The sequence below is a fragment of the Actinomadura sp. NPDC000929 genome, from assembly GCF_040492065.1.
In the GTDB taxonomy this organism is placed as follows: Bacteria; Actinomycetota; Actinomycetes; order Streptosporangiales; family Streptosporangiaceae; genus Spirillospora; species Spirillospora verrucosospora.
In genome coordinates, this window is the sequence record NZ_JBEUPA010000128.1 from 1 (window position 1) to 26454 (window position 26454).

Genomic DNA, 26454 nt, shown 5'->3' on the forward strand with positions numbered 1-26454 from the left:
CCGCCGCCGCCCGCGGCGCGCTGCTGCGCGGCCTGCTGCTCGCGCTCGGCGCGCGTCTGCGCGGCCTCGCCCTTGTAGATCCACACCTTGACGCCGATGCGGCCGAACGTCGTCCGGGCCTCGTAGAACCCGTAGTCGATGTCGGCGCGCAGCGTGTGCAGCGGGACCTGGCCCTCGCGGTAGAACTCCGACCGCGACATCTCGGCGCCGCCGAGACGGCCGCCGCACTGGACCTTGATGCCCTTGGCGCCGGACTTCATCGCGGACTGGATCGCCTTGCGCATGGCACGGCGGAACGCGACGCGGCTGGACAGCTGCTCGGCCACGCCCTGCGCGACGAGCTGCGCGTCGATCTCGGGGTTCTTGACCTCGAGGATGTTCAGCCGGACCTGCTTGCCGGTCAGCTTCTCCAGGTCGCCGCGCAGGCGCTCGGCCTCCGCGCCGCGACGGCCGATGACGATGCCCGGCCGGGCGGTGTGGATGTTGACCTCGACACGGTCACGGGTCCGCTCGATCTCCACCTTGGAGATGCCCGCCCGGTCCATGCCCTTCTGCAGCATGCGCCGGATCTGGACGTCTTCCTTGACGTAGTCCTTGTAGAGCTTGTCGGCGAACCACACGGACTTGTGGTCGGTGGTGATGCCGAGCCGGAACCCGTGCGGGTTGATCTTCTGACCCACTACCGGGCCCTCCTCGTCTTCTTACCGCCGCCGGACGCGGCCACAGCGTCGTCTCGCGACTCCACGACCACGGTGATGTGGCTCGTGCGCTTGTTGATGCGGTAAGCCCGGCCCTGGGCGCGGGGGCGGAAACGCTTCAGCGTCGGCCCCTCGTCCACCCACGCGCGACTGACGACGAGCGTCCCCGAGTCGAGCTTGAAGTTGTGCTCGGCGTTGGCGATGGCACTCGCCAGCACCTTGCCCACCGGCTCACTCGCAGCCTGGGGGGCGAACCGCAGCACCGCCTGAGCCTCCGCGGCAGGCAGGCCGCGGATGAGGTCCACCACGCGGCGGGCCTTCCTGGGCGTGACGCGGATGAACCGCGCCTGGGCCCTGGCTTCCATCGCTGTTCCCTCTCTCCTACGTGCTAACTGCTCTGCCTGCTCAGCCTCGGCGGCTGCGGCGGTCTTCCTTGACGTGGCTGCGGAACGTCCGCGTCGGCGCGAACTCGCCGAGCTTGTGTCCCACCATCGAGTCGGTGATGAACACCGGGACGTGCTTGCGGCCGTCGTGCACGGCGATCGTGTGACCGATCATGTCCGGCACGATCATGGAGCGCCGCGACCACGTCTTGATGACGTTCTTGGTGCCCTTCTCGTTCTGCACGTCCACCTTCTTGATGAGGTGGTCGTCCACGAACGGGCCCTTCTTCAGGCTACGTGGCATAGCGAGCGACTCCTACCGCTTCTTCTTGCTGCGACGACGGACGATCAGCCGGTCGCTCGACTTGTTCGCCTGGCGAGTGCGGCCTTCCTTCTTGCCGGCCGGGTTCACCGGGTGCCGGCCACCGGAGGTCTTGCCCTCACCACCACCGTGCGGGTGGTCGATCGGGTTCATGGCCACGCCGCGGACGGTCGGGCGCTTGCCCTTCCACCGCATGCGGCCGGCCTTGCCCCAGTTGATGTTCGACTGCTCGGCGTTGCCGACCTCGCCGACCGTGGCGCGGCAGCGCACGTCCACCATCCGCATCTCGCCGGAGGGCATACGCAGCGTGGCGTACTTGCCCTCCTTGGCCAGCAGCTGGACGCCGGCGCCCGCGCTGCGGGCGATCTTGGCGCCGCCGCCGGGGCGCAGCTCGATGGCGTGCACGACCGTACCGGTCGGGATGTTGCGCAGCGGAAGGCAGTTGCCCGGCTTGATGTCCGCGCCCGGCCCGTTCTCCACCCGGTCGCCCTGGCGCAGACCGCGCGGGGCGAGGATGTAGCGCTTCTCGCCGTCCGCGTAGTGCAGCAGCGCGATCCGCGCGGTGCGGTTCGGGTCGTACTCGATGTGCGCGACCTTGGCCGGGACGCCGTCCTTGTCGTGCCGGCGGAAGTCGATCACGCGGTACGCGCGCTTGTGCCCGCCGCCCTGGTGCCGGGTCGTGATGCGGCCGTGGTTGTTGCGGCCGCCCTTCTTGGGGAGCGGACGCAGCAGCGACTTCTCGGGCTCGCGGCGCGTGACCTCGACGAAGTCGGCCACGCTGGACCCGCGACGACCCGGAGTCGTCGGCTTGTAATTACGGATGCCCATCTTTTTCGTTCATCCCTTGTCTGTCTTCGGGACGACCTGGCCTGTCTAGGCCGGGCCGCCGAAGATGTCGATCCGCTCGCCCTCGGCCAGGCTGACGATGGCGCGCTTGGTGTCCTTGCGCTTGCCGTAGCCGAACCGGGTGCGCTTGCGCTTGCCCTGCCGGTTGATCGTGTTCACGCTCGTCACCTTGACGCCGAACACCGACTCGACCGCCTGCTTGATCTGGGTCTTGTTGGCGTCCGGGCGGACGACGAACGTGTACTTGTTCTCGTCCAGCAGCCCGTAGCTCTTCTCCGAGACGACCGGCGCGATGATGATGTCGCGGGGGTCAGCGATCTTGTTCATGTGCGACCCTCCTCACTTCTTCTTCGCGCGCGAGACGAACTCGTCGTACGCCGTCTTCGTGAAGACGACGTCGTCGTTCACCAGCACGTCGTACGTGTTGAGCTGGTCGGAGACGATCACGTGCACGCTCGGCTCGTTGCGCAGGCTCTTCCAGGTCACGTCGTCCTCGCGGTCCAGGACCAGCAGGACGCGCTTGGCCGCGGTGACGTCGCGCAGCGCCTTCAGCGCCGTCTTCGTCTTCGGGGTGTCGCCCTCGATGAGGCCGTCGACCACGTGCACCCGGCCGAACCGGGCGCGGTCGGACAGGGCGCCGCGCAGCGCGGCGGCCTTCATCTTCTTGGGCGTCCGCTGCGAGTAGTCCCGCGGCTGCGGCCCGTGGACGACGCCGCCGCCGGCGAACTGGGGCGCGCGGGTCGAGCCCTGACGGGCGCGGCCGGTGCCCTTCTGCCGGTACGGCTTCTTGCCACCGCCGGAGACCTCGCCCCGGGTCTTGGTGGCGTGCGTGCCCTGGCGCGCCGCGGCCAGCTGCGCCACCACGACCTGGTGGATCAGCGGCACGCTGGTCTTCGCGTCGAAGACCTCGGCGGGCAGTTCGATGTCGAGCTTCGAAGTCACTTGCCCGCTCCCTTCACTGCGTCGCGGACCAGCACCACGCCGCCGTTGGGACCGGGAACCGCGCCCTTGATGAGCAGCAGGTTCTTCTCCGCGTCGATGGCGTGGACGGTCAGGTTCTGCACGGTGGTACGGGCGTTGCCGTGCCGTCCCGCCATGCGGAGGCCCTTGAAGACGCGACCCGGGGTCGCGCAGCCGCCGATCGAACCCGGCGAGCGGTGCTTGCGCTGGGTGCCGTGCGAGGCGCCGAGGCCCTTGAAGCCGTGGCGCTTCATGACACCGGCGGTGCCCTTGCCCTTGCTCGTCCCGGTAACGTCGATCTTCTGGCCGGCCTCGAAGACGCTGGCGGTGATCTCCTGGCCGAGTTCGAACTCGGTGGTGTCGTCGGCCCGCAGTTCGACGAGGTAGCGGCGCGGCGTGACGCCGGCCTTCTCGAAGTGACCCGTGCTCGGCTTGTTCACCTTGCGCGGGTCGATCTGCCCGAACCCGATCTGGACGGCGGTGTAGCCGTCCTTCTCCTGGCTCTTGAGCTGGGTGACGACACACGGCCCGGCCTGGACGACGGTCACCGGAACGATCCGGCCCTCATCGTCGAAGACCTGGGTCATGCCGAGCTTCTCGCCCAGGACGCCCTTCCTCTGCGTACTCATCTCTCGGTGCGTCCCTTAGAGCTTGATCTCGATGTCAACGCCGGCCGGAAGGTCGAGTCGCATCAGCGAGTCGACCGTCTTGGGCGTCGGGTCGATGATGTCGATCAACCGCTTGTGCGTGCGCATCTCGAAGTGCTCGCGGCTGTCCTTGTACTTGTGCGGCGAGCGGATGACGCAGTACACGTTCTTCTCGGTCGGCAGCGGCACCGGGCCCGCGACCTTGGCGCCCGTCCGCGTCACCGTCTCAACGATCTTCTTCGCGGAGGTGTCGATGACCTCGTGGTCGTAGGCCTTGAGCCGGATGCGGATCTTCTGTCCCGCCATGGTGGCCTCGGTGTCCTTTGCTGTAGTGCCGCTGTTTACTTCAGTGGTCGTGACACGGCGGCCCGGTTGGGGTTGCCCGACGACCGGGCCGCCGTGTGACGAGAGGTGCTACTTGATGACCTTGGTGACGCGACCGGCGCCGACCGTCCGGCCACCCTCGCGGATGGCGAACTTCAGGCCCTCCTCCATGGCGACGGGCTGGATCAGCTCGACGCGCATCTCGGTGTTGTCGCCCGGCATGACCATCTCGGTGCCCTCGGGGAGGTTCACCACGCCGGTGACGTCCGTGGTCCGGAAGTAGAACTGCGGGCGGTAGTTGTTGAAGAACGGCGTGTGCCGGCCGCCCTCGTCCTTGGACAGGATGTAGACCTGCGCCTCGAACTCGGTGTGCGGGGTGTTCGTGCCCGGCTTGATGACACACTGGCCGCGCTCGACGTCCTCGCGCTTGATGCCGCGCAGGAGCAGGCCGACGTTGTCGCCCGCCTGGCCCTGGTCGAGCAGCTTGCGGAACATCTCGACGCCGGTGACGGTGGTCGAGGTGGACTCCGGCTTGATGCCGATGATGTCGACGGTCTCGTTGACGTTCACGACACCGCGCTCGATGCGGCCGGTCACGACGGTGCCGCGGCCGGTGATCGAGAAGACGTCCTCGATCGGCATCAGGAACGGCTTCTCGGTGTCACGCACCGGCTCCGGCACGTTCTCGTCGACGGCGTCCATCAGCTCGACGATCGACGCGGACCACTTCTCGTCGCCCTGCAGCGCCTGGAAGGCGGAGACGCGCACGACCGGGACGTCGTCGCCCGGGAACTCGTACTCCGACAGCAGCTCGCGGACCTCGAGCTCGACGAGCTCCAGGATCTCCTCGTCGTCCACCATGTCGCACTTGTTCAGGGCGACGACGATGTAGGGGACGCCGACCTGGCGGGCCAGGAGCACGTGCTCCTTGGTCTGCGGCATCGGGCCGTCGGTGGCGGCGACCACCAGGATGGCGCCGTCCATCTGCGCCGCACCGGTGATCATGTTCTTGATGTAGTCGGCGTGCCCCGGGCAGTCCACGTGCGCGTAGTGCCGGGCCTCGGTCTGGTACTCGACGTGCGCGATCGAGATCGTGATGCCGCGCTCGCGCTCCTCCGGCGCCTTGTCGATGTCCTCGAACGGCGTGAAGGGGTTGAGGTCCGGGTACTTGTCGTGGAGCACCTTGGTGATCGCCGCGGTAAGGGTGGTCTTACCGTGGTCGATGTGTCCAATGGTGCCGATGTTCACGTGCGGCTTCGTCCGCTCGAACTTGGCCTTCGCCACTGGTTGCTCCTTGTTGCGATCCTCGGCCGCCTAGACGACCGCTTCGTTTACGTCTTGGTGATCTGTGGGCAGGCCCGGGTGCTTACTCGCCCCGCGCCTTGGCGATGATCTCCTGCGCGACGTTCCCGGGAACCTCGGCGTAGGAGTCGAACTGCATGGTGAAGACAGCCCGGCCCTGGGTCTTGCTGCGCAGATCACCCACGTAGCCGAACATCTCGGACAGAGGCACGAGCGCCTTGATGACGCGCATGCCATGCCGCTCGTCCATGGACTGGACCTGACCGCGACGGCTGTTGAGGTCGCCGATCACGTCGCCCATGTTGTCCTCGGGCGTGGTGACCTCGACGGACATCATCGGCTCCAGCAGCGTGGGGGACGCCTTGCGGGCGGCCTCCTTGAACGCCATGGAACCGGCGACCTTGAACGCCATCTCCGACGAGTCGACCTCGTGGTAGGCGCCGTCCTGCAGGGTGACCTTGACGCCCACCATCGGGTAGCCGGCGAGGACCCCGAACTCCGCGGCCTCCTGGCAGCCCGTGTCGACCGAGGGGATGTACTCCCGCGGGATGCGGCCGCCGGTGACCTTGTTCTCGAACTCGTAGCCGTCCGACCCGCCGCCGAGCGGCTCCAGGTCGATGATCACGCGGCCGAACTGGCCCGAGCCACCCGTCTGCTTCTTGTGGGTGTACTCGACCTTCTCGACCTTGCGAGTGATCGTCTCGCGGTAGGCGACCTGCGGCTTGCCGACGTTGGCGTCGACCTTGAACTCCCGCTTCATCCGGTCGACGAGGATCTCCAGGTGGAGCTCGCCCATGCCCGAGATGACGGTCTGGCCGGTGTCCTCCTCCGTGCGGACCTGGAAGGAGGGGTCCTCCTCGGCCAGGCGCTGGATGGCGGTGCCCAGCTTCTGCTGGTCGGCCTTGGTCTTCGGCTCGATCGCGACGTGGATCACCGGCGCCGGGAAGTTCATCGACTCCAGCACGATCGGGTTCTTGTCGTCGCACAGCGTCTCACCGGTGGTGGTCTGCTTGAGACCCATCACCGCGACGATGTCGCCGGCGCCCGCGCGCTCGATCTCGGTGCGCTTGTTGGCGTGCATCCGGTAGATCTTGCCGATGCGCTCCTTGCGCTCCTTGACGGAGTTCATCACGTTCGCGCCGGACTCCAGGACACCGGAGTAGACGCGCACGAAGGTGAGCTTGCCCAGGTGCGGGTCGCTCGCGATCTTGAACGCGAGCGCGGAGAACGGCTCGTCCTCGCTCGGCTTGCGGATGAGGACCTTCTCCTCGTCGCGGACGGCGTGGCCCTCGATGGCCTCCACGTCCAGCGGCGACGGCAGGTAGCGGACGATCGCGTCCAGCAGCGGCTGCACGCCCTTGTTCTTGAAGGCCGTGCCGCAGGTCACCGGGGTGAGCTTCGCGGCGATCGTCGCGCGCCGGATGCCGTCGTGCAGCTGCTCCACGGTGGGCTCGTTGCCCTCCAGGTACAGCTCCATGATCTCGTCGTCGTTCTCCGCGAGGGTCTCGACGAGCTTGTCGTGCCACTCGCGGGCCGTCTCGGCGTGCGACTCGGGGATGTCGAGGGTGTCGTACATCTCGCCGAGCTTGGCCTCCTCGTTCCACAGGAGGGCCTTCATCCGGACGAGGTCGATGACGCCCTTGAAGTCGGCCTCGGCGCCGATCGGGAGCTGCAGCACCAGCGGCGTCGCGTTGAGCCGGTTCTCGATCATGTCGACGCAGCGGTGGAACTCCGCGCCGACCCGGTCGAGCTTGTTGACGAAGCACATGCGCGGCACGCCGTACCGGTCGGCCTGGCGCCACACCGTCTCGGACTGGGGCTCCACACCGGCGACCCCGTCGAACACCGCCACCGCACCGTCGAGCACCCGCAGGTTGCGCTCCACCTCGATGGTGAAGTCGACGTGGCCGGGGGTGTCGATGATGTTGATCGTGTGCTTGACGTCGTCGACGGGCCACTCGCAGGTGGTGGCGGCGGAGGTGATGGTGATCCCCCGCTCCTGCTCCTGTTCCATCCAGTCCATGGTGGCGGCGCCGTCGTGCACTTCACCGATCTTGTAGCTCATCCCCGTGTAGTAGAGGATGCGCTCGGTCGTGGTGGTCTTGCCCGCGTCGATATGGGCCATGATCCCGATGTTGCGGACCTTGGCCAGGTCTACACCGGTTTTGGTAGCCACTGCCGTCCTCGCGTCGTCTCTCGTCGTTGCAGATCCGCCGGGATTACCAGCGGTAGTGGGCGAAGGCCTTGTTGGACTCCGCCATCTTGTGCGTGTCCTCGCGCTTCTTGACAGACGCGCCGAGGCCGTTGCTCGCGTCGAGCAGCTCGTTCATCAGCCGCTCCATCATGGTCTTCTCACGCCGCTGCCGGGCGTAGAGCACCAGCCAGCGCAGCGCGAGGGTGGTGCTGCGCGCCGGCCGGACCTCGACGGGGACCTGGTAGGTCGCGCCACCGACGCGGCGGCTGCGCACCTCCAGAGTGGGCTTGACGTTGTCGAGCGCGCGCTTGAGCGTGACGACCGGGTCGTTGCCGGTCTTCTCGCGGGCGCCCTCCAGGGCGTCGTACACGATGCTCTGCGCGATGGAGCGCTTGCCGTCCAGCAGAACCTTGTTGATGAGCGCGGTGACCAGCGGCGAGTTGTACACCGGGTCAGCGATCAGCTGGCGCTTGCCAGCGGGGCCCTTGCGCGGCATCAGCTCTTCTCCTTCTTCGCGCCGTAGTGGCTGCGCCCTTGCTTGCGGTTCCGGACGCCCTGGGTGTCGAGGGAACCGCGGATGATCTTGTACCGAACGCCGGGGAGGTCCTTCACACGGCCGCCGCGCACGAGCACGATCGAGTGCTCCTGCAGGTTGTGGCCGACGCCGGGGATGTAGGCCGTGACCTCGATCCCGCTGGTCAGCCGGACACGGGCGACCTTCCGGAGCGCGGAGTTCGGCTTCTTTGGCGTCGTGGTGTAGACGCGCGTGCAGACGCCCCGGCGCTGGGGGCTGCCCTTGAGCGCGGGCGTCTTGTTCTTGGTCACCTTGTCCTGGCGGCCCTTGCGGACCAGCTGCTGGATCGTGGGCACCGCGTCTCCGTCTTCCTCGTACCGAGCCGGTAAGTCCTATTGCTGCAATCACCACCTCAGGTGAGGCTGTGACCTGCCGGTTTCCCGACCTCTCCGACCCACGCGGTCGGGCGTGTCGCCGCCCCACGGAAATTCAACCGCGCGAAACCGACACAGACCGCCCGGCCCTAACTGGGCCGAATCAAGCCGGGGAGTAGATGCGGCGCGCTGGGGCCGGCCAACCGGCCTCGCCGACACGCACGCATAGCGGCCCGCACACAGCGGGCACAAGTGAAGAGGTTACCGACCGCTCCGCCAAAGTGCAAAGCGAGGAGAAGAGCCGTGCTCGTCGCGGCGCCGCATCGCTTCGTCTCGCCTGGCGGCGCGCCGCGCGTTCAGGTTCTCGCCTCGCTCGAACCTGGCGTCGCACGGGATCGCGGGGCCCGGGTCGTCGACGGCCGGGGCGCCTCTGCTGCATTGTGACCCACGTTCCCACTTTTGGGGAAGTCGTGGAGCAGCTTTTGCGTCCCCGGCCGTCTCTCGTTCTGGGAGTTTCGCGTCCTACAGGACGAAGGCGACCACCAGCACGACGATGATCACCACGGCCGCGACGGCGCCGCCGACCATCAGGAGCGTGTTCTTGCTGCCCTTGCTCTCTTCGCCGCCGTAGGTGGACGGCTGGCCGTACTGCCCCTGCTGACCGTACTGCTGGGGCTGACCGTGCTGGCCTTGCTGACCGTACTGCTGCTGACCGAACTGCTGGCCCTGCTGCTGGCCCTGCTCGCCGCCGGGCTGGCCGAACTGCTGCTGACCATAGCCCTGCTGTTCGCCATAGCCCTGCTGCTGGCCGTACTGCTGCTGCCCGTATTGCTGGCCCTGCTGCTGGCCCTGCTGCTGGCCCTGCTCGCCGTACTGCTGCTGACCGTAGCCCTGCTGCTCGCCGCCCTGGCCGTAGCCCTGCTGCTGCTGGCCGTAGCCCGGCTGCTGCGCCTGCTGCTGGCCCCACTGCTGCTGGCCCATGTCAAGCCGGGTGTGCTCGGCCATGCCGGGCGACTCGGCGGCGTGGCGCCCCTGGGAGGCGGCGGACGGGTCGAACGCCTCGGTCGGGCGCGCGTCCTCCACGTTGCCCTCACCGGGCGGACGGTACAGGTCGTCCACCGAGGGACCGGTCTGCTGCGCCCCGGCGCCGTAGCCGGACTCGGGCGGCGGGACCATCATCGTCCGCTCGTGGTCGGCCTGCCCCTGCTGCCCACCGGGCTGGGACGACTCCGGCGACCACGGCTCGGGCGTGGACGGAGGCGTCGGGGCCTGCCACGGCTCGGCCGGAGGCTCCTGCCTGCGCTCGGGGCCGGTGGCGACGGGGATGTCGGTGCCGGGCGACCAGTGCAGCGTCGCCTGGTCGTCGACCACCGGGCGCTGCGGCTGCTGCGGCTGCTCGGGCGCACCGCCGGCCGGACCCGGGACGATCAGCGTCCGCTCTCCCCCGCCGTCCTGCGGCTGCGCGGGCCGCGGCGGCTGCTCGCCGTACTGGGGCTGGCCGTACTGCGGCTGCTGGTCCTGGGGCGCGCCGTGCATCGGCTGCTGCGGGTACCCGGACTGCTGCTGCGGAGGCTGCGGAGGCTGCTGCCCGTACGGCTGCTCGGGCTGCTGCCCCCACGGGGACTGTTCCGGCTGCTGCCCGTACTGCTGCTGCGGCTGCTCGTACTGCTGCGGCTGCCCGTACTGGGGCTGCTGCTCCTGCGGGGGCGGGTATCCGCCCGGCCCGGGAGGCGTGCCGTAGGGCATCTGCGGCTGCTGCCCGTACTGGGGCTGCTGCTCCTGCGGTGCGCCGTAGGGAGGCGGGGGCGGGGGCTGCTCGCCGAACTGCTGCATCGGCTGTTCGACCATCGTGGGGGGCGGCGGGGCGGGTGCCTGCCGCTCCTCGTCGCGAGGCTGCGCCGGCTGTGCCGGGGGCCGGCCGCCCAACTGCGGAGCACCGAACACCACGGTGCGGTCACCCAGCGGCCGGGCGGGGGGCTCCTGGCCCTCCGGCGGCCTGGGGTGTCCCTCGTCCTCAGGCATCGGCCGCTGCGGACCCTGCGTGCCGTCGTTCTCGGTCATCGTCGGGCTCCTTCAGCGCCGTCGTCCCGGGGCTCCTCAGCTCCCGGAAGTCCGGAGACGCGCGGCGCATAACGCGGCCTCCGAACCTTGTCACCCATGTCCCCACCTGGCGGGCTTGCCATGCGTGGGCGTTCTCGCCACCAGCCTGCCCCGATCGCCGGTGGTATCGCAAATCACCACCCCTGATAGACGCGGGACGCCTCCGGAGCGTTCCGCCCCGGAGGCGACCTCCGCCGTGAACGTCAGGAATGCCCGATAACGCGATGGGGCCGGTACGGGGCCTGCATACGGTCGATCTCCGCGTCCTCCAGCCGCAGGTCCGCCGCGGCGATCGCGTCGTCCATGTGCGTGAGCTTCGTCGCTCCCACGATCGGCGCGGTCACCCCCGGCTTGGCGAGCAGCCACGCGAGCGCCGCCTGCGCCGCCGGGACGCCCCGCTCCGCCGCGACCCCGCGCACGGCGTCCACGACGTCGAAGTCCGATTCCTCGTACAGGCTGTCGCCGTAAGAGTCGTTCTGGGACCGGACGGTCTTGCGCTCGCCGCCCCTCTCCCGGTTGCCCGCGAGCATCCCCCGCGCGAGCGGGCTCCACGGTATGACGCCCACCCCTTGGTCGAGACAGAGCGGAATCATCTCCCGCTCCTCTTCTCTGTAGACAAGGTTGTAGTGGTTCTGCATGGCCACGAATTTCGTCCAGCCGTGTTTGTCGGCGACGTGCTGCGCCTTGGCGAACTGCCAGGCGTACATGCTGGACGCCCCGATGTAGCGGGCCTTGCCCGACTTCACGACGTCGTGCAGTGCCTCCATGGTCTCCTCGATGGGCGTCCCGTAGTCCCAGCGGTGGATCTGGTACAGGTCGACATAGTCGGTGCCGAGACGCGTGAGGGACGCGTCGATGCTCGCCATGACGTGCTTGCGCGACAGTCCCCGGTCGTTCGGGCCGTCTCCCATGGGGAGGCACACCTTGGTCGCCAGCACGTAGTCGTCCCTGCGAGGGAAGAACTTCGGCAGAAGCCGTCCGGTCACCTGCTCGCTGACACCCATCGAGTACACGTCGGCGGTGTCGAAGAACGTGACGCCGCCGTCCACGGCCCGCCGGACGATCGGCTCCGCCGCGTCCTCGTCCAGGGCCCACGGCCGCACCGCCGGGTCGCCGTAGCTCATCATGCCGAGGCAGATCCGCGAGACCTTCATCCCGGTGTTCCCGAGCCGCACCTGTTCCATGACCTGTCTCCTCTCAACGTTCTCCACGGTGCCCCGCCACCCCAAGGATCACCAACCCGACTCCGGCGATCTCCGCCGGTCCGGGGACCTGCCGCAGCACCACGAGCCCGGTCACGGTCGCGGTCGCGGGGAGCAGCGACACCATCAGCGCGTAGGTGGCGCGGCCGAGACGCGCCATCGCGAGTTGGTCGCACACGTACGGGATGACGGACGAGGAGACCCCGACGCCGATCCCCGCGGCGAGCGCGACGGGATCGCCCAGCACCGGCACGGCCTGCACACCGCCGATGGGAAGGACGACCACGCTCGCGGCCACCATCGCCAAAGCCAACCCGTCGATGCCCCCGGCGTCGGACCGCGCGGCCTTGTGGGCGACGACGATGTACACAGCGAACAGTGCGGCGTTGGCGAACGCGAAGACGAACCCGAGCGGCTCTCCTTCGATCCGGACCTCCGTCAGGACGTACACGCCTCCGACGGCCGCGCCGAGCGCGACGATGTTGCGCCCTGTCCTCACCCCTAGAGCGGCCAGGAGGATGACGGGCAGGAACTCGATCGCCGCCACCGTCGCCAGGGGCAATCGTGCGATCGCCAAATAGAAGGACGCGTTCATCGCCGCGAGCACAACGCCCCACAGCAGGACCGTCCGCCGGCTCCTGCCTTTGGACGTCCGCCATAGCCTGCGCCAGATTACGAAGACGGCGGCGGCGCTCCAGATTCGTATCCCTGCCACGCCCAGGGGCCCGACACGGGGGAACAGCAGCACGGCGAACGACGGCCCCAGGTAGTGGAAGACCGCACTCCCGACAAAGTACGACCAGGGCGGAAACGGCATGGTCGTATCGTCGGGCTGTCCGTACGTTGGGGGAATGGCGAACCGAAGGGGCCGACCGGGTCGCGCCTACGAACCCAAGCCGCTCGATCCGACCGACCTACAGATCCTCACCGAGCTGCAAAGGGACGGCCGAGCGTCCATCGCCGAGCTGGGCCGCCGCGTCGGGCTGTCCGCCCCGGCCGTCGCCGAGCGCGTCCAGCGCCTGGAGGACACCGGCGTCATCACCGGCTACCACGCCACCGTCGATCCGGTCACGCTCGGCTTCCCGATCGCGGTCCTGGTCCGGGTGAGCCCGAGCCCGCGCGAGCTGAGCCGCATCCCCAAGATCGCCGACGAGGTCCCGCAGATCGTCGAGTGCCACCGCATCACGGGCGACGACTGCTTCTACTTCATCGCGCACCTGCGCGCCGTCGAGGAGCTGGAACCGATCCTCGACCGCTTCACCCCGTACGCGAAGACCACGACGTCGATCCTCCAGTCGTCCCCCGTCCCCCGCCGCCCGCTGCCGCTGTCCTGACGCCCGCTAGGGAGCCCCTGCCAGAGGCAGTGAGCGGGTCCCCCGAGCGCGGGGAGGGACGCGGCTCATAAAATCCCCGGGCCTCCGCATCACATCCGCGGAGGGCCGCCGTCGCAGCGCCCAGGTCGCCGCGACACCTCGCAACGAAGAGAAGGGACACGGCAAGATGGAATTCCAGCGCTTGTCACAGGCAGCCGCCCTTGAGGTGGTGGCCGGTACCGATATCGACCCGTCCGAAGCGGCCCAGGCGATCAGCCGGGTCGACCAGTACGGCCGCGACGCCGTCATCAGCGCGATGGCGGCGGGCGCCACTGGTGACGAGGCCGTCGACGCTCTGGAACGGGGAGTCGACATGGGTCGATACACCCAGCAGGTCGAGTACGGGCGTCCGCACGAGGAGGCCATCCTCCGGAGCCTTACCTGATCCGGAGGAGGCCGAGAAGATGGCGACCGCAGGAGCGATCGTCGTGAGTTCCGCCTTCTGAGAACCCGGCAACCGTTCATCCCTGCCGGCCTCCGTACGCACTGTGCGGGGGCCGGACTGCCCACCGGGGCAGAATGGCCCCTCGCGCACGCGAGGGGCCACCTGGTATGGGGCCGTCACCGGAGTGATGGCGGCCTGGTGTGGATCACAGCGCGGACGTCACGCCGTCGGCCACTTGCCCGACTGCTTAACGGTCACACCCTCCACCTTGTACTTCTTGTGGTCCTCCCCGTCCGGCACCACCACCACCTTGTACTCCGCGTTCTGCGGCGTGATGTTGGCCTCCGAACCGAAGAACCCGGTCGCGAAGCGCTCGATCTCGGACTCGACCTCAACGATGTTGCCGCCGCGGACGGACGGAAGGTCGACCCGGCGTTCGACGGTGTTCGGCCGGTCGGGCCAGTCACGCCGGACGGTCACTCCCTCGACCGCGTACAGCTTGGAGTGGCTGAACCCTTCGTTCGTCAGCTTCGCGTGGTACTGGTCGGGGAACGCCAGCTCGGCGTCCGGGCCGAAGAACTCACGCGCCAGTCGTTCGATCTCCGCTTCGATCTCGGCGGCGTTGTCGCCGGTCACGCGGGTGATCTGAAGGGCGGGTTGCGGGTAGCTCATGAGAGCTCCTATGGGAAGGGGCGACGCGGCCGTAGAGACGGCGCCGCCCGATTTCGTTTGCTTCTCGCAGTGGGAACAGCCCGGTCAGTCCGAAGTTCCACTAGCGGACGTCCACGTGGGTTCGGGGTTCCGCCTGCTCAGCGCAGATTCCTCGCAGCTCGCCTACATCCGGTTGACGGCTAAGCCGTCTTCGGACGCGCTGCCCTGGTCCGCGGCCGGGTGGCAGGCGGAAAAACAAATAGGCGCAACCGGGGGGCGGGGTTCGGGATAGAGGGGGTGTCAGCACTCCCCCCGGACACGGAGACCGCACTCCATGAAGAGACGCCTATGGCCATGGTGAGCCATGCCAGGGACGAGCTGGACGATTCGCGGATCGTCGCCGCCTCCCTGGAGGACCCCGAAGCGTTCGGCGAGCTGTTCCGCCGCCACTCGCCGCGGCTCCACGCCTACGTCAGGCGGCGCCTCGGCGGGTCCCTCGCCGACGACGTGGTGGCGGAGGCCTTCGCGACCGCGTTCCGGCGGCGCGACAGGTACGGCGGGCGCGCGGAGTTCGGCGCCTGGTTGTGGGGCATCGCGAGCAACCTGATCGCCAAGCACCACCGCCACGAGACCCGCATGTACCGGGCGTTCGCCCGGACCGGCGCCGACCCCGCGGAGGACGGCGTCGCCGACAGGGCGAGCGAGCGCGCCTCCGCGGCGGCGTGCGGCCCCGGCCTGGCGCGGGCGCTGGCGTCGCTGGGCGCGCAGGACCGCAACGCCGTCCTGCTGCTGGCGTGGGGCGAGATGTCCTACGCCGAGATCGCGGTGACGCTCGGCCTGCCGGTCGGCACCGTCAAGGCCAAGATCCACCGAAGCCGGGCCAAGCTGCGCAAGGCCCTCTCCGAGGAGTGACCATGGATGAAATCGACGCCCTGCGGCAGATGCGGACGGGGCTCGCCGTGGAGGAGGCCCCGGAGCTGCTCGCCCGGCGCATCGACTGGCGGGCCGGCGGAGCGCCTTCCCGGCCTCGGCGCCGTCTCCGGATCCAGCTGGTGAGCGTGGCGGCGACGGCCGCCGTGGCCGCCGGGACGGTCGCCGCCCTCGTCTCCACGGGGGACGGCGACCCGGACGGCGCCCCCCGCGTGGAGAGCACCGTCCCCCTGAAGGGCAATGCGCTGCTGGTCGCCGCCACCAACGCGTTGAAGGCGCCCACCGGCAGGTACTGGCACACCAGAACCGTCATGGGGGACATCTACGCGGTCGGCAAGAGCGCCGCGGACCACTACAAGGTGGACTCCAGGCAGGGGAACGAGGCCTGGTTCGGCCCGGACGGCAAGGGTCGCAGCACCCACATCGAGTTCGCCGACGTCCCGGTCACCGCCCAGGACAAGCGGAAGTGGGAGGCGGCGGGGTCTCTCAAGATGGTCCCCGTCCCGGACCCGGAAGGCACGGGGCAGACCGTGTTCCTCGACATGGCGTCCGAGGGAGGGCCGCCGAACTGGATGCCGGCCGACGACGACTTCGACGGCATGACCATGAAGCAGCTCACCGAGCTGCCCACGGAGCCGGAGGCGCTGAAGGAGGCCCTGCTCGGGCTCAGGGGGCACTGGCACGCCGTTTCCAAGAACGGCGAGAAGGCGGAGCCGATCCGCGCCTTGCGGGGGCAGGAGCGTGTGCGAGCTCTGAGCGACGTCGCCGGGGACCTGCTGTCCACCGCGCCGGCGCCGCCCAAGGTGCGCGCGGCGGTGTTCCGGATGCTCGCCGACCTGCCCGGAGTCAGGCCTGAGGGCCGGACGACCGACCCGCTCGGCCGCACCGGAACGGTGGTGTCGCTGCCGCTGACGACCACCGCGCCGCTCGGCCTGTTCACCGCCCCCAAGCAGCTCGGCACCTACCGGCGCCAGTTCATCGTCGACCCCGCCACCGGTTCCCTTCTGGCCATCCGCGACCTCGTGGCGAAGCCGCCCCACGGCAGCCGGCCGCTGCCGCCGGGTGACGACGGCCGGCCGCGCGCGCTGGAGGCGAAGGACATGCCCGACCGGTTCCACAAGCCCGGCGAGGTCGCCGCCTACCGGGCCTTCGAAGTCGCCGGATGGACCGACGCGCGTCCCCCGCGCTGACCCGGCCTGACGCCAAGGGGCCCGCTCCGTCCGGAGCGGGCCCCTTTCGCGGGTGGCGCCCTACGCGAAGGCGGAGCACTCCACGGTGGCGCGGCGTTCGGTCATGCCCTGCTGGACCGACGAGGTCACGCACGCGCGCTGCTTGTCGTTCAGCTTGGGCTGGCCGCACTCCTTGACGCTGGAGTAGGTGCGGCAGTCCTGGCGCGTGTTCTGGCCCCCCGGATCGGACGCCTGGGCGGCGGCCGCGCCGCCCACTCCCCCGATCCCGACCACAGCGGCGATCAGTGCCCCGGTCATGACCCTCTTCATGTGCTCTCTCCCCCGTCGCGTACGTCGAGCAACGACCGCCTTCATCCCCACCGCCAAAAACCCCAAAACCCGCCAAAGGGTCAAGAAAACGACGTCCACCTTCCCGCCATCCTCCGGGCAACTTCCCAGGTCATCGGGTGAACTCGGCGCGGACGCCCAGCAGCCGCACCGGACGCCGCCCGGTGAACCGGTCGAGCGCGGCGAGGGCGGCCTCCCGGATCCGGTCCGGCTCGCCCGACGGCGCCTCCAGCGTCCGGCCGTGGGTGCGGGTGGTGAACGGCACGTACCGGACCTTGACGACGACGCGGGCGACGTCCCTGCCGTCCGCGGCCGCGTCTCCCGCGACCCTCCGCGCCAGCCGGACGACCTCGCGCCGCACGTCCTCCCAGTCGTCCAGATCGCGCTGGAAGGTGGTCTCGCGGCCGCACGAGCGCGGGACGTACGGGGCGTCGCTCACCGGGGAGCCGTCCCGCCCCTGGGCGAGCCGCACCAGCCACGGCCCGGTCGCGGGACCGACCTCCCTGGCCAGGGCATCGGGATCCGCGGCCGCGAGATCGCCCACCGTGGCGATGCCGAGCCCCTTCAACCGCTTGGCCGTCTTGGCCCCGATGCCCCACAGCGCGTCGGTCGGCCGGTCACCGAGCACCTCGAACCAGGTCTCCCCGGTGAGCCGGAAGACTCCGGCGGGTTTGCCGAAGCCGGTCGCCAGCTTCGCCTGGAGCTTGTTCTCCCCGATGCCCACGGTGCATTCGAGCCCCGTCGCCGCCCGCACCCGGTCGCGGATCTCCCGTGCCAGGTCCTCCGGGTCGTCGCCGTCGAGGGCCAGGAACGCCTCGTCCCACCCCAGCACCTCCACCACGACGCCGAGGCCGCGCAGCGTGGCCATGACCTGTGCCGAGACGGACTCGTAGAGCTCCCTGTCGACGGGCAGGAACACGGCGTCCGGGCATCGCCGCACCGCCGTGCGCAGGGGCAGTCCGGAATGGACGCCGTACTCGCGCGCCTCGTATGAGGCCGTGCTGACCACGCCGCGCTTGGCCGGATCGCCGTCCCCTCCGACGACGACCGGCCGCCCGCGGAGCTCCGGGTGCCGGAGCACCTCGACGGCGGCGATGAACTGGTCCAAGTCCACATGCAGGACCCACCGACCCACACCTTCATTGTCCCGCACCGGACCGAAGGCGCTCCTTCGGCCGGACGTCGCGCCTCTAGTCGCCTTCCGCGGGGAAGAGCCATTCCAGTGCGGCGAGGGACTTGTCGAGGTATTCGCGGTGCCCGGTCTGGAGCCCGTAGGCCATGTCCTCCAGCACGCCGCACCTGGCGTAGAAGCCCGCGCGCGCCGTGATGTCTTCGACGTCGGCCCGGTATCCGCTCAGGGCCCGGTCAAGGGCCTCGGGTCCGAGGTCTCGGTAGAGCAGGCCGAAGTCACGGGCCGGATCGGTGATCGCGGCGTCGCTCCAGTCGATGACCCCGGTCACGGTCCACGCGTCCGGGTCGACGAGGACGTGTTCGATCCCCAGGTCGTTGTGGGAGAACACCAGCTCACGCGGGGCGGCCGGAGGCGGCGCGCCGAGAAACGCCTCCACGGCGGGACGGTGCGCGGGCGGCACCACCACCTGGGAGATCGAGGCGTAGATCTGCGCGGACTCCTCCGCCCACACCGCCATCGGCGCGTCGTCGGTCTCCACCAGGCCCGCCATCTCGGCGACCGGAACCGCGTGCAGCGCGCCGAGGAACTCCCCGAGCGCGACGGCGACGGAGCCGCCGTGGCCCGATCGCCGCGCCGGATCGGCATCGATCAGGGGGAGACCGGGGAGCTTGAAGTAGGCCAGGCAGCCCTGCTCGGCGACGGTGAAGCTCGGCTCGGGCACCGGTATGGGCGACACGTCCGCGACGGCGGCGAGCAGGCGGGCCTCGTCGCGGACCACCGCGGCCCGGCTCGCGGGGTCGGGCTCCTTGCTGAAACGGACGATCAGCTCGTCGTTGACCTGGAAGGCGATGTTGTCCTCGCCCTCTCCCAGCAGCACCACGGAGTGGATGTCGTAGCCGGGCATCTGCGCCGCCACCACGTCCCGGACGTCCGCGGCCCGGCCGCTCCCCTGCGTCACCATGTGCCTACGCCCGCCCCGCCCTCGATCCTCGTCACCCTTCGACGCTATCGCCTGAGATCAGCCACCAGACGAAACACCGGCCGTTTCGCCGACGGTTTCCGGCCGGGTCCGGGATCCTTTCATCGAACGACTTACGGAGGCGGCCGCATGAGCACACCGCACCATCCCGCCGGTGGCGCCCGGCCCTGGCCCACCGACAAACTGAACGCGCTGCGCCTCGGCCGGCGGCTGGTCACCGAGGTTCCCGTCACCCGAACCGGCCGGCGGGCCTTCGTCGACATCACCCCGCTCAGCACCCTGGCCGACGCCCAAGCCCGGCGAGAAGGCTGGAGACAAGCCGCCCACGGCCGCACCTTCCGGTTGCAGCACTGGGACTATGACGCCGAGCGCATCGCCGGCTTCGACTACGACATCGGAGCCGTTCTGGTCAAAGCCACGACGGTCGCCGGTGAAGGTGAGCTGACCGCGACGCTCGAAGCGTGGCAACTGCACCCTGACCAGTTCCTGTATCCCTGGGAGACCGACGACCCGAAGTAGCCGCAGGACGTCGCGCGTTCGACGGGCCGGCTGTTGCGGGCCGACGCAGATTCATGCTTCGCGGACGAAAGTGGCGCAGTCCGGGCAGTCGTCGAGGTAGCGGTGCCGGCACTCGACGGTGTGCCGCAGAAAGGTGATCGCCTGCTGTCGGTGGGCGACCTCGCTCTCGAGTGCGCCGATCTTCGCCTTCACGACCGCCTGTGCCGCCGACCGCGTCGGCGCCATCGCGGCGGTGACCTCGGGCAGCGAGAGCCCGACCCGCCGCAGTTTCAGCACCGTGCGCGCCTGCTCCAGAGCACTGTCGTCGTAGACGCGGTAGCCGTTGCCGTCGCGACGCACGGTGAGCGCTCCGGCGTCTTCCCAGTGCCGCAGCACGTGGGCCTCGACCCCGAGTTCGGCGGCCGCTTCCCCGATCTTCATCACCACGCGCGCCTTGCCTTCATGTCGACCTGAACCCCTAGCGTCTCGATCATGCCTGACAGCACCCCTAAAGCGGGCCCCCGCCCCCCTTCATCGATCCTGGTCACCGGCGCGGCCGGCAATCTCGGCCGGGAGGTCGTCACCCGTCTCCAGGCGCATGGCGGGCACGTCCGGAGCCTTGTGCGCCGTCCGATTGGTCCGCGTGCCGGAGTGGAGTCCGTGGTCGGCGACCTCACGGATCCCGCCGTTGTCCGCGAGGCGCTCGTGGGCGTCGACGCCGTCTTCCTCATCTGGCCGCTCCTCGATCCCGCCCCCGCCCACGACCTGGTCGTGGAGCTCACTGCGGCAGGACCCCGTGTCGTCTACCTGTCCACGACCGCCATAGACGACGGAACCGCTCGCCAGAGTGATCCCATCGCCCAGGTGCACATGGACATGGAAGGCCTGCTCCACGAAGCCGGCCTGCACCCGGTGGTGCTGCGCAGCGACACGCTGGCCTCCAACACACGTGGTTGGGCGCCGCAGTTGCTGGCGGGCGACGTGGTCTCAGGCCTGGACATCGCGCGCACAGCCGTCGTGGACGAGCGCGACGTCGCTGATGCGGCCGCAACCGTACTGCTCGCGCGTCACGACCGGCTGGACCCGGCGTTGCACGCGCTGACCGGCCCCGAGGTCCTCAGCCGCGCCGACCAGGTCGCTCACCTCGGTGCTGCTCTCGGACGGCCGCTGCGCTTCCAGGCGCTGCCCGCCGACCTGGCGCGATCGAAAATGCTCGCGGACGGTCGTCCCGAGCCGCTGGTCGACGCGCTGATCGCTGCCTCGGTGCGGCGGCCTGAATCGAACCGCGTCACCGATCACGTCGAGCGCCTGACCGGCCGGCCGGCGGGCGCCTTCGCGAAGTGGGCGCTGGACCACGTCGCCGACTTCGGGTGAGTGGCCGCTCCGGTCAGACTTCCCAGAGGGCGAGGACGGCGGTGACGTGGTCGACGGCTTCCCGGCAGAGCCGTGGCATGCACTCCCGGAGCGGCTCGACGATCGCATCGGGAACGGTCCCAGCCCACGGCCGGACGGGCGCCTCTCCGCCGGTCAGGGGCGGAGGACGATCTTGCCGTGCGTGTGGCGCCGTTCCAGTTCGCGGAAGGCGTCCCGCACCCGGGCCAGCGGGTAGACGTTGGCGATCGTCACTTCCAGCTCTCCCCGTGCGGCGAGGCGGGCCAGCTCGCCGAGGACGGCCGCGCACGCCGCCGTGCTCTCTCCGGCGGTCTGCGCGCCGACCCTGGCCGCGGTCCCCCAGTCGCGGATCGTGTTGATCCGCTCGGGCCGCACGCCCAGCTCCACCGCCAGGTCGACGTAGCCGGTGCCGAACGTGTCGATGAACGCGTCGACCGTCCCGCCGGAGGCCTGCTCGATCCGCTCGGCCACGCCGTCCCCGTACTCGACCGGGATGACGCCGTGCTCCTTCAGCCAGGCGTGGTTCGGCTCGCTCGCCAGCCCGATCACCGTGGCGCCGCGCCGCCGCGCGAGCTGCACGGCGAGGGACCCGACGCCGCCCGCCGCGCCGGAGACCACGACCGTGTCGGACGGTCCGGGGTCGACCGCGAACACGCAGGCGTACGCGGTCGCGCCCGCCACCTGCAACGATCCGGCCACCTCCCAGGACAGCCCCGCCGGACGCGGCGTCAGCCGGACGTCGTCGACCGCGACGAACTCCGCGTGGCTCGCCCTGTCGTGGGTGAAGCCGAGGACCTCGTCGCCCACCGCGAACCCGCGCACCTCCGGCCCGAGCTCCACGATGACACCGGCCAGGTCGGTGCCCTGCCCCGAGGGGAACGTCGCGGGCCAGCGCGCGTGCAGCCCGCCCTCCCGGATATGCGTCTCACCGGGCTGGATCCCCGCCGCGCGGACCTCCACCAGCACCTGCCCGGGACCGGGCACCGGACGCTCCACATCCTCCACCCGCAGGACGTCGATCCCGCCGTACTCGTGGAACCGCACCGCCTTCATCGCGTGATCACCGCTCTTCCTCGTCCGTCGCGGCCTTCGCTGGCCGCGCTTCCGAGCCTGCCCGGTTTCCCGCGGCGGAGGAACGGACCGTTCTCCCTAGGATCGGCGGTCCGAGGATGCCCGGGACGCACCGCGGCGGACCGATGAGAAGGGGCAAGACCCCGTCGCAGTAGAAGCGGGCCCGGCATCGCCGGACCCGCTTCACGTCAACGGTGATCAGCTCACCGCTGCTGCTCCTGGGCGTGTTGCCTCCGCGCCTCCGTGCGCAGGTCGTTCGCGACGGCGTCGACGGAGGTGCCCGGGCTGACCGAGACGGTCAGCTCCCTGGAGTGGATGCCCTCGACGACCTCGCCGCTGACCTCCAGGTCCACTGTCCGGCCGGTTGCGACGGCCGTCTCCAGCGCCTCGTAAGCGGCGGCCCGGGGGTCGCTGCTCTGGGACGTTACGCGTTCGCGCATTACGTCTCCTTCTGGGGTGTTTCAATTGGCTCCCGCAAGCGGGACTTCACACGGGAGACCGTCCCAGGGGAGGTGGACGACGCCAGTCGGCGCGGGGCCACTGCCAGCAAGGACTGCCTGGATGTGGAAGTCACCCCGGCGGAAACGGGCGAGGCCCCTTCCGGAGATTCCGGAAGGGGCCTCGCCTTTGCGCTGCTTCGGTGCGCGTCAGCCGCCTCAGCGGTTGTACTGACCGAAGTCGTACTCCTCCAGCGGGACGGCCTCGCCGGAGCCCTGCCCGAAGGCGTACTCGGCGCCGTCGTCGTAGGAGCCGACGGAGTACACCGCCGCCTTCGCCTCCTCGGTCGGCTCGACCCGGACGTTGCGGTACTGCGGCATGCCGGTACCGGCCGGGATGAGCTTGCCGATGATGACGTTCTCCTTGAGGCCGAGCAGCGGGTCGCTCTTGGCGTGCATCGCGGCCTCGGTGAGCACCCGGGTCGTCTCCTGGAAGGACGCCGCCGACAGCCACGACTCGGTCGCGAGCGAGGCCTTGGTGATGCCCATCAGGACGGGGCGGCCGGCGGCGGGGACCCCGCCCTCGGCCACGACGTTCCGGTTCGTCTCCTCGAAGATCGGCCGCTCGACCAGGTCACCCGGGAGCAGGTCGGTGTCGCCCGACTCCAGGATGTTCACCCGCTTCAGCATCTGGCGGACGATGATCTCGATGTGCTTGTCGTGGATCGACACGCCCTGCGACCGGTACACCTCCTGCACCTCCTGGACGAGGTGGAGCTGCACGGCGCGGGGACCGAGGATGCGCAGCACCTCGTGCGGGTTGATCGCACCCGCGATGAGCTGCTGGCCGACGCCCACGGCCTCGCCCTCCTTGACCAGGAGGCGGGACCGCATCGGCACCGGGTAGGCGATCTCGTCGGAGCCGTCGTCCGGGACGATGACGACCTTGCGGGCCTTCTCCGTCTCGTCGATCTTGACGCGGCCGGCGACCTCGCTGATCGGGGCCACACCCTTGGGGATGCGGGCCTCGAACAGCTCCTGGACACGCGGCAGACCGTGCGTGATGTCGCCGCCCGCCACACCGCCGGTGTGGAAGGTGCGCATCGTCAGCTGCGTGCCGGGCTCGCCGATGGACTGCGCGGCGATGATGCCGACGGCCTCGCCGACGTCCACGCGCTTGCCGGTGGCCAGCGAGCGGCCGTAGCAGGCGGCGCAGACACCGATCTTGGCCTCGCAGACCAGGGCGCTGCGGGTGCGGACCTTCTCCACGCCCGCCTCGACCAGGCGCGTCACGACCGCGTCGGACAGGTCGGTGTCGGCGGGGAAGATGACCGTCCCGTCGACGACGACGTCCTCGGCGATGGTGCGGCCGACCAGGCTCGTCTCCGAGGTGGCGAGCTTGACCAGGGTGCCGTCCTGCAGCCGGTCGGCGACCTCGAAGGGGATCGTGCGGTCGGTGCCGCAGTCCTCCTCGCGGACGATGACGTCCTGCGCGACGTCCACCAGGCGCCGGGTCAGGTAACCCGAGTCGGCGGTGCGCAGCGCGGTGTCGGCCAGGCCCTTGCGGGCGCCGTGCGTCGAGATGAAGTACTCGACGACCGACAGGCCCTCGCGGAAGGACGACTTGATCGGACGCGGGATGGTCTCGCCCTTGGGGTTGGAGACCAGGCCGCGCATACCGGCGATCTGGCGGAGCTGCAGCGGGTTGCCTCGGGCGCCCGACTGGATCATCATCCAGATCGGGTTGGCCTTCGGGAACGCCTTCTCCATGTCCACCGCGACGTCCGCGGTGGCCTTGTTCCAGATCTCGATGAGCTCCTGCTTGCGCTCGTCGTCGGTGATCAGGCCGCGGTTGAACTCCCGCTGCACCTTCTCGGCGCGCGCCTCGTAGCCGCCCAGGATCTCCGCCTTGTTGGGCGGCGTGATGACGTCGTCGATCGCGATCGTGACGCCGGACCTGGTCGCCCAGTGGAACCCGGTGCTCTTCAGCGCGTCCAGCGCGTTGGCGACGGCCACCTTCGGGTAGGTCTCCGCCAGCTCGTTGACGATCGCCGAGAGCTGCTTCTTGCCGATCTCGTCGTCCACGAACGGGAAGTCGTCCGGCAGCGTCTCGTTGAACATCGCGCGGCCGAGCGTCGTCTCCAGCCGGTAGGGCCGGCCGGGCTCGTAGCCCTCGGGCGCCTTCCAGCCGCGCGGCGGCGGGACGTCCTTGAGCCGGATCTGGATCCGGGCCTGCAGGTCCAGCTCGTGCCGGTCGTAGGCCATGATGGCCTCGCCGATCGAGCCGAACGCGCGACCCTCGCCGACCGCGCCGTCCTTCTGCGTCGTCAGCCAGTACAGGCCGATGACCATGTCCTGGGTGGGCATGGTGACGGGCTTGCCGTCCGACGGCTTCAGGATGTTGTTGGTCGACAGCATCAGGATCCGCGCCTCGGCCTGCGCCTCGGCGGACAGCGGCAGGTGCACCGCCATCTGGTCGCCGTCGAAGTCCGCGTTGAACGCGGTGCAGACCAGCGGGTGGATCTGGATGGCCTTGCCCTCGACCAGCTGCGGCTCGAACGCCTGGATGCCGAGCCGGTGCAGGGTCGGCGCCCGGTTCAGCAGCACCGGGTGCTCGGTGATGACCTCTTCCAGCACGTCCCACACGACCGGGCGGGCCCGCTCGACCATCCGCTTGGCGGACTTGATGTTCTGCGCGTGGTTGAGGTCGACCAGCCGCTTCATGACGAACGGCTTGAACAGCTCCAGCGCCATCTGCTTGGGCAGGCCGCACTGGTGCAGCTTCAGCTGCGGGCCGACGACGATGACCGAACGGCCGGAGTAGTCGACGCGCTTGCCCAGCAGGTTCTGCCGGAACCGGCCCTGCTTGCCCTTGAGCATGTCGGACAGCGACTTCAGCGGACGGTTGCCCGGCCCGGTGACCGGGCGGCCGCGGCGGCCGTTGTCGAACAGCGCGTCGACGGCCTCCTGCAGCATCCGCTTCTCGTTGTTGACGATGATCTCGGGAGCGCCCAGGTCGAGCAGGCGCTTGAGCCGGTTGTTGCGGTTGATCACCCGGCGGTACAGGTCGTTCAGGTCGGACGTGGCGAACCGGCCGCCGTCCAGCTGGACCATGGGACGCAGGTCCGGCGGGATGACCGGGATGCAGTCCAGCACCATGCCGAGCGGGCTGTTGCGGGTGTTGAGGAACGCCGAGACGACCTTCAGCCGCTTGAGGGCGCGGGCCTTCTTCTGGCCCTTGCCGGTGCGGATGATGTCGCGCAGCTTCTCGGCCTCGGCGTCGAGGTCGAAGTTCTGCAGCCGCGCCTGGATGGCCGCGGCGCCCATGCCGCCCTCGAAGTACTTGCCGAAGCGGTCGCGCATCTCGCGGTAGAGCAGCTCGTCGCCCTCCAGGTCCTGGACCTTGAGGTTCTTGAAGCGGCTCCAGACCTCGTCGAGGCGGTCGAGTTCGCGCTGCGCGCGGTCGCGCAGCTGCTTCATCTCCCGCTCGGCGCCGTCGCGCACCTTGCGCTTCTGGTCGGCCTTCGCGCCGGCCTCCTCCAGCTCCGCCAGGTCGCCCTCCAGCTTCTGCTGGCGGGCCTCGACCTGCGCGTCGCGGGCCTGCTCGATCTGCTGGCGCTCCACGGAGATGTGGGCCTCCAGCGTCGGCAGGTCGCGGTCGCGCCGCTCGGCGTCCACGCTGGTGATCATGTAGGCCGCGAAGTAGATGATCTTTTCGAGATCCTTCGGAGCCAGGTCCAGCAGGTAGCCGAGCCGGGACGGGACGCCCTTGAAGTACCAGATGTGCGTGACGGGCGCGGCCAGCTCGATGTGGCCCATCCGCTCACGGCGCACCTTGGCGCGAGTCACCTCGACGCCGCAGCGCTCACAGATGATGCCCTTGAACCGGACGCGCTTGTACTTGCCGCAGTAGCACTCCCAGTCGCGGGTAGGACCGAAGATCTTCTCGCAGAAGAGCCCGTCCTTCTCCGGCTTGAGGGTCCGGTAGTTGATCGTCTCCGGCTTCTTCACCTCGCCGTGCGACCACTGGCGGATGTCGTCGGCGGTCGCCAGACCGATGCGAAGCTCGTCGAAGAAGTTGACGTCAAGCAACTGTTTTCCCCTTGAGTTCTCAGACCTCGTCGACGCTCATCGCGCCCTCGTTCGGACGGCGGGAGAGGTCGATGCCGAGCTCCTCCGCGGCGCGGAAGACGTCCTCGTCGGTGTCGCGCATCTCGATGGAC

Annotated in this window: 29 protein-coding genes; 6 read left to right on the forward strand and 23 right to left on the reverse strand. The window is 69.6% G+C overall.

The features are described 5' to 3' along the window. The 15 genes from rpsC to ABWI04_RS32465 all read right to left on the reverse strand — a co-directional run. On the reverse strand, positions 1-680 hold a 680-nt coding region (rpsC, locus tag ABWI04_RS32395), incomplete at its 3' end, for a 30S ribosomal protein S3 (RefSeq protein WP_353834804.1). Continuing rightward, positions 680-1063, reverse strand: a complete 384-nt coding sequence (rplV, locus tag ABWI04_RS32400) for a 50S ribosomal protein L22 (protein ID WP_179845945.1) — start codon at positions 1061-1063, stop codon at positions 680-682. The genes rplV and rpsC, both read right to left, overlap by 1 nt. Before the next feature lie 40 nt (positions 1064-1103). Continuing rightward, entirely contained in the window at positions 1104-1385 is a 282-nt protein-coding gene (rpsS, locus tag ABWI04_RS32405; protein WP_089314946.1) for a 30S ribosomal protein S19, read from the reverse strand. A 12-nt stretch (positions 1386-1397) separates the two neighbouring features. After that, positions 1398-2231 (reverse strand): 50S ribosomal protein L2, encoded by an 834-nt coding sequence (gene rplB / locus ABWI04_RS32410; protein ID WP_089314947.1) that lies wholly within the window; start codon positions 2229-2231, stop codon positions 1398-1400. A gap of 45 nt (positions 2232-2276) precedes the next feature. Next, the gene (rplW, locus tag ABWI04_RS32415) at positions 2277-2576 is read right to left on the reverse strand and encodes a 50S ribosomal protein L23 (RefSeq protein ID WP_173394922.1); all 300 of its coding nucleotides are present in this window, start codon (positions 2574-2576) and stop codon (positions 2277-2279) included. A 12-nt stretch (positions 2577-2588) separates the two neighbouring features. Beyond that, positions 2589-3191 carry a 50S ribosomal protein L4 gene (gene rplD / locus ABWI04_RS32420; protein ID WP_345186960.1) on the reverse strand — a complete coding sequence of 201 codons (603 nt, stop codon included), beginning with the start codon at positions 3189-3191 and terminating at the stop codon, positions 2589-2591. Continuing rightward, positions 3188-3838: a 50S ribosomal protein L3 gene (gene rplC / locus ABWI04_RS32425; RefSeq protein ID WP_179845942.1), complete on the reverse strand. Its 651-nt coding sequence runs from the start codon at positions 3836-3838 to the stop codon at positions 3188-3190. The genes rplD and rplC overlap by 4 nt, the downstream gene beginning before the upstream one ends. 15 nt (positions 3839-3853) lie before the next feature. After that, positions 3854-4162, reverse strand: a complete 309-nt coding sequence (rpsJ, locus tag ABWI04_RS32430) for a 30S ribosomal protein S10 (protein WP_018657599.1) — start codon at positions 4160-4162, stop codon at positions 3854-3856. A 108-nt stretch (positions 4163-4270) separates the two neighbouring features. Continuing rightward, the gene (tuf, locus tag ABWI04_RS32435) at positions 4271-5464 is read right to left on the reverse strand and encodes an elongation factor Tu (RefSeq protein ID WP_345186962.1); all 1194 of its coding nucleotides are present in this window, start codon (positions 5462-5464) and stop codon (positions 4271-4273) included. An 82-nt stretch (positions 5465-5546) separates the two neighbouring features. Then, positions 5547-7658, reverse strand: coding sequence for an elongation factor G (gene fusA, locus ABWI04_RS32440; RefSeq protein WP_345186963.1), 2112 nt, complete (start codon positions 7656-7658; stop codon positions 5547-5549). A 43-nt stretch (positions 7659-7701) separates the two neighbouring features. Continuing rightward, a complete protein-coding gene (gene rpsG / locus ABWI04_RS32445; protein ID WP_179845939.1) occupies positions 7702-8172 on the reverse strand; it encodes a 30S ribosomal protein S7 in 471 nt (156 codons plus the stop codon). After that, on the reverse strand, positions 8172-8546 hold the full coding sequence (gene rpsL / locus ABWI04_RS32450; protein ID WP_021597495.1) for a 30S ribosomal protein S12: 375 nt from the start codon (positions 8544-8546) through the stop codon (positions 8172-8174). Before rpsL ends, rpsG begins: the two co-directional genes overlap by 1 nt. A 540-nt stretch (positions 8547-9086) precedes the next feature. Next, positions 9087-10625 carry a hypothetical protein gene (locus ABWI04_RS32455; RefSeq protein ID WP_353834805.1) on the reverse strand — a complete coding sequence of 513 codons (1539 nt, stop codon included), beginning with the start codon at positions 10623-10625 and terminating at the stop codon, positions 9087-9089. 242 nt (positions 10626-10867) lie between these two features. After that, positions 10868-11848 carry an aldo/keto reductase gene (locus ABWI04_RS32460; RefSeq protein ID WP_353834806.1) on the reverse strand — a complete coding sequence of 327 codons (981 nt, stop codon included), beginning with the start codon at positions 11846-11848 and terminating at the stop codon, positions 10868-10870. 13 nt (positions 11849-11861) lie between these two features. After that, the gene (locus tag ABWI04_RS32465; RefSeq protein ID WP_353834807.1) at positions 11862-12683 is read right to left on the reverse strand and encodes an EamA family transporter; all 822 of its coding nucleotides are present in this window, start codon (positions 12681-12683) and stop codon (positions 11862-11864) included. A gap of 34 nt (positions 12684-12717) precedes the next feature. Between ABWI04_RS32465 and ABWI04_RS32470 the strand changes: the two genes are divergently transcribed. Both ABWI04_RS32470 and ABWI04_RS32475 read left to right on the forward strand, forming a co-directional pair. Next, a complete protein-coding gene (locus ABWI04_RS32470) occupies positions 12718-13200 on the forward strand; it encodes an Lrp/AsnC family transcriptional regulator (RefSeq protein ID WP_353834808.1) in 483 nt (160 codons plus the stop codon). 166 nt (positions 13201-13366) lie between these two features. Next, entirely contained in the window at positions 13367-13624 is a 258-nt protein-coding gene (locus tag ABWI04_RS32475; protein WP_353834809.1) for a hypothetical protein, read from the forward strand. 219 nt (positions 13625-13843) lie between these two features. Here ABWI04_RS32475 and ABWI04_RS32480 read toward each other — a convergent pair whose 3' ends face one another. Beyond that, positions 13844-14296: a hypothetical protein gene (locus ABWI04_RS32480; protein WP_353834810.1), complete on the reverse strand. Its 453-nt coding sequence runs from the start codon at positions 14294-14296 to the stop codon at positions 13844-13846. Between the two features lie 327 nt (positions 14297-14623). On the opposite strand from ABWI04_RS32480, the gene ABWI04_RS32485 reads away from it, so the two are divergent. Further along, positions 14624-15187: an RNA polymerase sigma factor gene (locus ABWI04_RS32485; protein WP_353834811.1), complete on the forward strand. Its 564-nt coding sequence runs from the start codon at positions 14624-14626 to the stop codon at positions 15185-15187. Positions 15188-15189: 2 nt separating this feature from the next. Next, positions 15190-16395 carry a CU044_5270 family protein gene (locus ABWI04_RS32490; protein WP_353834812.1) on the forward strand — a complete coding sequence of 402 codons (1206 nt, stop codon included), beginning with the start codon at positions 15190-15192 and terminating at the stop codon, positions 16393-16395. Positions 16396-16455: 60 nt separating this feature from the next. Here ABWI04_RS32490 and ABWI04_RS32495 read toward each other — a convergent pair whose 3' ends face one another. From ABWI04_RS32495 to ABWI04_RS32505, 3 genes are all read right to left on the reverse strand, one after another. After that, positions 16456-16704 (reverse strand): hypothetical protein, encoded by a 249-nt coding sequence (locus tag ABWI04_RS32495; protein ID WP_345186986.1) that lies wholly within the window; start codon positions 16702-16704, stop codon positions 16456-16458. Between the two features lie 130 nt (positions 16705-16834). Beyond that, positions 16835-17875, reverse strand: coding sequence for a DNA polymerase IV (locus ABWI04_RS32500; RefSeq protein WP_353834813.1), 1041 nt, complete (start codon positions 17873-17875; stop codon positions 16835-16837). A gap of 37 nt (positions 17876-17912) precedes the next feature. Beyond that, complete coding sequence (locus ABWI04_RS32505) at positions 17913-18815, reverse strand: phosphotransferase family protein (RefSeq protein WP_353834814.1); 903 nt, start codon at positions 18813-18815, stop codon at positions 17913-17915. Between the two features lie 147 nt (positions 18816-18962). On the opposite strand from ABWI04_RS32505, the gene ABWI04_RS32510 reads away from it, so the two are divergent. Continuing rightward, positions 18963-19352: a hypothetical protein gene (locus ABWI04_RS32510; RefSeq protein ID WP_353834815.1), complete on the forward strand. Its 390-nt coding sequence runs from the start codon at positions 18963-18965 to the stop codon at positions 19350-19352. 51 nt (positions 19353-19403) lie between these two features. Here the strand turns inward: ABWI04_RS32510 and ABWI04_RS32515 are convergent, their stop codons facing one another. Next, on the reverse strand, positions 19404-19772 hold the full coding sequence (locus ABWI04_RS32515) for a MerR family transcriptional regulator (protein ID WP_353834819.1): 369 nt from the start codon (positions 19770-19772) through the stop codon (positions 19404-19406). Positions 19773-19823: 51 nt separating this feature from the next. On the opposite strand from ABWI04_RS32515, the gene ABWI04_RS32520 reads away from it, so the two are divergent. Beyond that, on the forward strand, positions 19824-20705 hold the full coding sequence (locus ABWI04_RS32520) for an NAD(P)H-binding protein (protein WP_353834816.1): 882 nt from the start codon (positions 19824-19826) through the stop codon (positions 20703-20705). A 153-nt stretch (positions 20706-20858) separates the two neighbouring features. Here the strand turns inward: ABWI04_RS32520 and ABWI04_RS32525 are convergent, their stop codons facing one another. From ABWI04_RS32525 to ABWI04_RS32535, 3 genes are all read right to left on the reverse strand, one after another. Then, positions 20859-21776 carry an NADP-dependent oxidoreductase gene (locus tag ABWI04_RS32525; RefSeq protein ID WP_353834817.1) on the reverse strand — a complete coding sequence of 306 codons (918 nt, stop codon included), beginning with the start codon at positions 21774-21776 and terminating at the stop codon, positions 20859-20861. A 221-nt stretch (positions 21777-21997) separates the two neighbouring features. Further along, positions 21998-22234: a hypothetical protein gene (locus ABWI04_RS32530; protein WP_353834818.1), complete on the reverse strand. Its 237-nt coding sequence runs from the start codon at positions 22232-22234 to the stop codon at positions 21998-22000. Positions 22235-22450: 216 nt separating this feature from the next. Beyond that, positions 22451-26323: a DNA-directed RNA polymerase subunit beta' gene (locus ABWI04_RS32535; protein ID WP_345187007.1), complete on the reverse strand. Its 3873-nt coding sequence runs from the start codon at positions 26321-26323 to the stop codon at positions 22451-22453. Positions 26324-26454: the final 131 nt, after the last annotated feature.

What these genes read in the sequence shown, in the direction of transcription:
- ABWI04_RS32510 (WP_353834815.1), top strand. Translation starts at nt 18,963, where the DNA reads ATGAGCACACCGCACCATCCCGCCGGTGGCGCCCGGCCCTGGCCCACC.
- rpsG (WP_179845939.1), bottom strand. Translation starts at nt 8,172, where the DNA reads ATGCCGCGCAAGGGCCCCGCTGGCAAGCGCCAGCTGATCGCTGACCCG.
- ABWI04_RS32460 (WP_353834806.1), bottom strand. Translation starts at nt 11,848, where the DNA reads ATGGAACAGGTGCGGCTCGGGAACACCGGGATGAAGGTCTCGCGGATC.
- ABWI04_RS32520 (WP_353834816.1), top strand. Translation starts at nt 19,824, where the DNA reads ATGCCTGACAGCACCCCTAAAGCGGGCCCCCGCCCCCCTTCATCGATC.
- rplV (WP_179845945.1), bottom strand. Translation starts at nt 1,063, where the DNA reads ATGGAAGCCAGGGCCCAGGCGCGGTTCATCCGCGTCACGCCCAGGAAG.
- rpsJ (WP_018657599.1), bottom strand. Translation starts at nt 4,162, where the DNA reads ATGGCGGGACAGAAGATCCGCATCCGGCTCAAGGCCTACGACCACGAG.
- ABWI04_RS32470 (WP_353834808.1), top strand. Translation starts at nt 12,718, where the DNA reads ATGGCGAACCGAAGGGGCCGACCGGGTCGCGCCTACGAACCCAAGCCG.
- ABWI04_RS32475 (WP_353834809.1), top strand. Translation starts at nt 13,367, where the DNA reads ATGGAATTCCAGCGCTTGTCACAGGCAGCCGCCCTTGAGGTGGTGGCC.
- ABWI04_RS32490 (WP_353834812.1), top strand. Translation starts at nt 15,190, where the DNA reads ATGGATGAAATCGACGCCCTGCGGCAGATGCGGACGGGGCTCGCCGTG.
- rplC (WP_179845942.1), bottom strand. Translation starts at nt 3,838, where the DNA reads ATGAGTACGCAGAGGAAGGGCGTCCTGGGCGAGAAGCTCGGCATGACC.
- rpsS (WP_089314946.1), bottom strand. Translation starts at nt 1,385, where the DNA reads ATGCCACGTAGCCTGAAGAAGGGCCCGTTCGTGGACGACCACCTCATC.
- ABWI04_RS32530 (WP_353834818.1), bottom strand. Translation starts at nt 22,234, where the DNA reads ATGCGCGAACGCGTAACGTCCCAGAGCAGCGACCCCCGGGCCGCCGCT.
- rplW (WP_173394922.1), bottom strand. Translation starts at nt 2,576, where the DNA reads ATGAACAAGATCGCTGACCCCCGCGACATCATCATCGCGCCGGTCGTC.
- ABWI04_RS32525 (WP_353834817.1), bottom strand. Translation starts at nt 21,776, where the DNA reads ATGAAGGCGGTGCGGTTCCACGAGTACGGCGGGATCGACGTCCTGCGG.
- ABWI04_RS32495 (WP_345186986.1), bottom strand. Translation starts at nt 16,704, where the DNA reads ATGAAGAGGGTCATGACCGGGGCACTGATCGCCGCTGTGGTCGGGATC.
- ABWI04_RS32480 (WP_353834810.1), bottom strand. Translation starts at nt 14,296, where the DNA reads ATGAGCTACCCGCAACCCGCCCTTCAGATCACCCGCGTGACCGGCGAC.
- rplB (WP_089314947.1), bottom strand. Translation starts at nt 2,231, where the DNA reads ATGGGCATCCGTAATTACAAGCCGACGACTCCGGGTCGTCGCGGGTCC.
- ABWI04_RS32465 (WP_353834807.1), bottom strand. Translation starts at nt 12,683, where the DNA reads ATGCCGTTTCCGCCCTGGTCGTACTTTGTCGGGAGTGCGGTCTTCCAC.
- ABWI04_RS32505 (WP_353834814.1), bottom strand. Translation starts at nt 18,815, where the DNA reads ATGGTGACGCAGGGGAGCGGCCGGGCCGCGGACGTCCGGGACGTGGTG.
- ABWI04_RS32485 (WP_353834811.1), top strand. Translation starts at nt 14,624, where the DNA reads ATGGCCATGGTGAGCCATGCCAGGGACGAGCTGGACGATTCGCGGATC.
- ABWI04_RS32455 (WP_353834805.1), bottom strand. Translation starts at nt 10,625, where the DNA reads ATGACCGAGAACGACGGCACGCAGGGTCCGCAGCGGCCGATGCCTGAG.
- ABWI04_RS32515 (WP_353834819.1), bottom strand. Translation starts at nt 19,772, where the DNA reads ATGAAGATCGGGGAAGCGGCCGCCGAACTCGGGGTCGAGGCCCACGTG.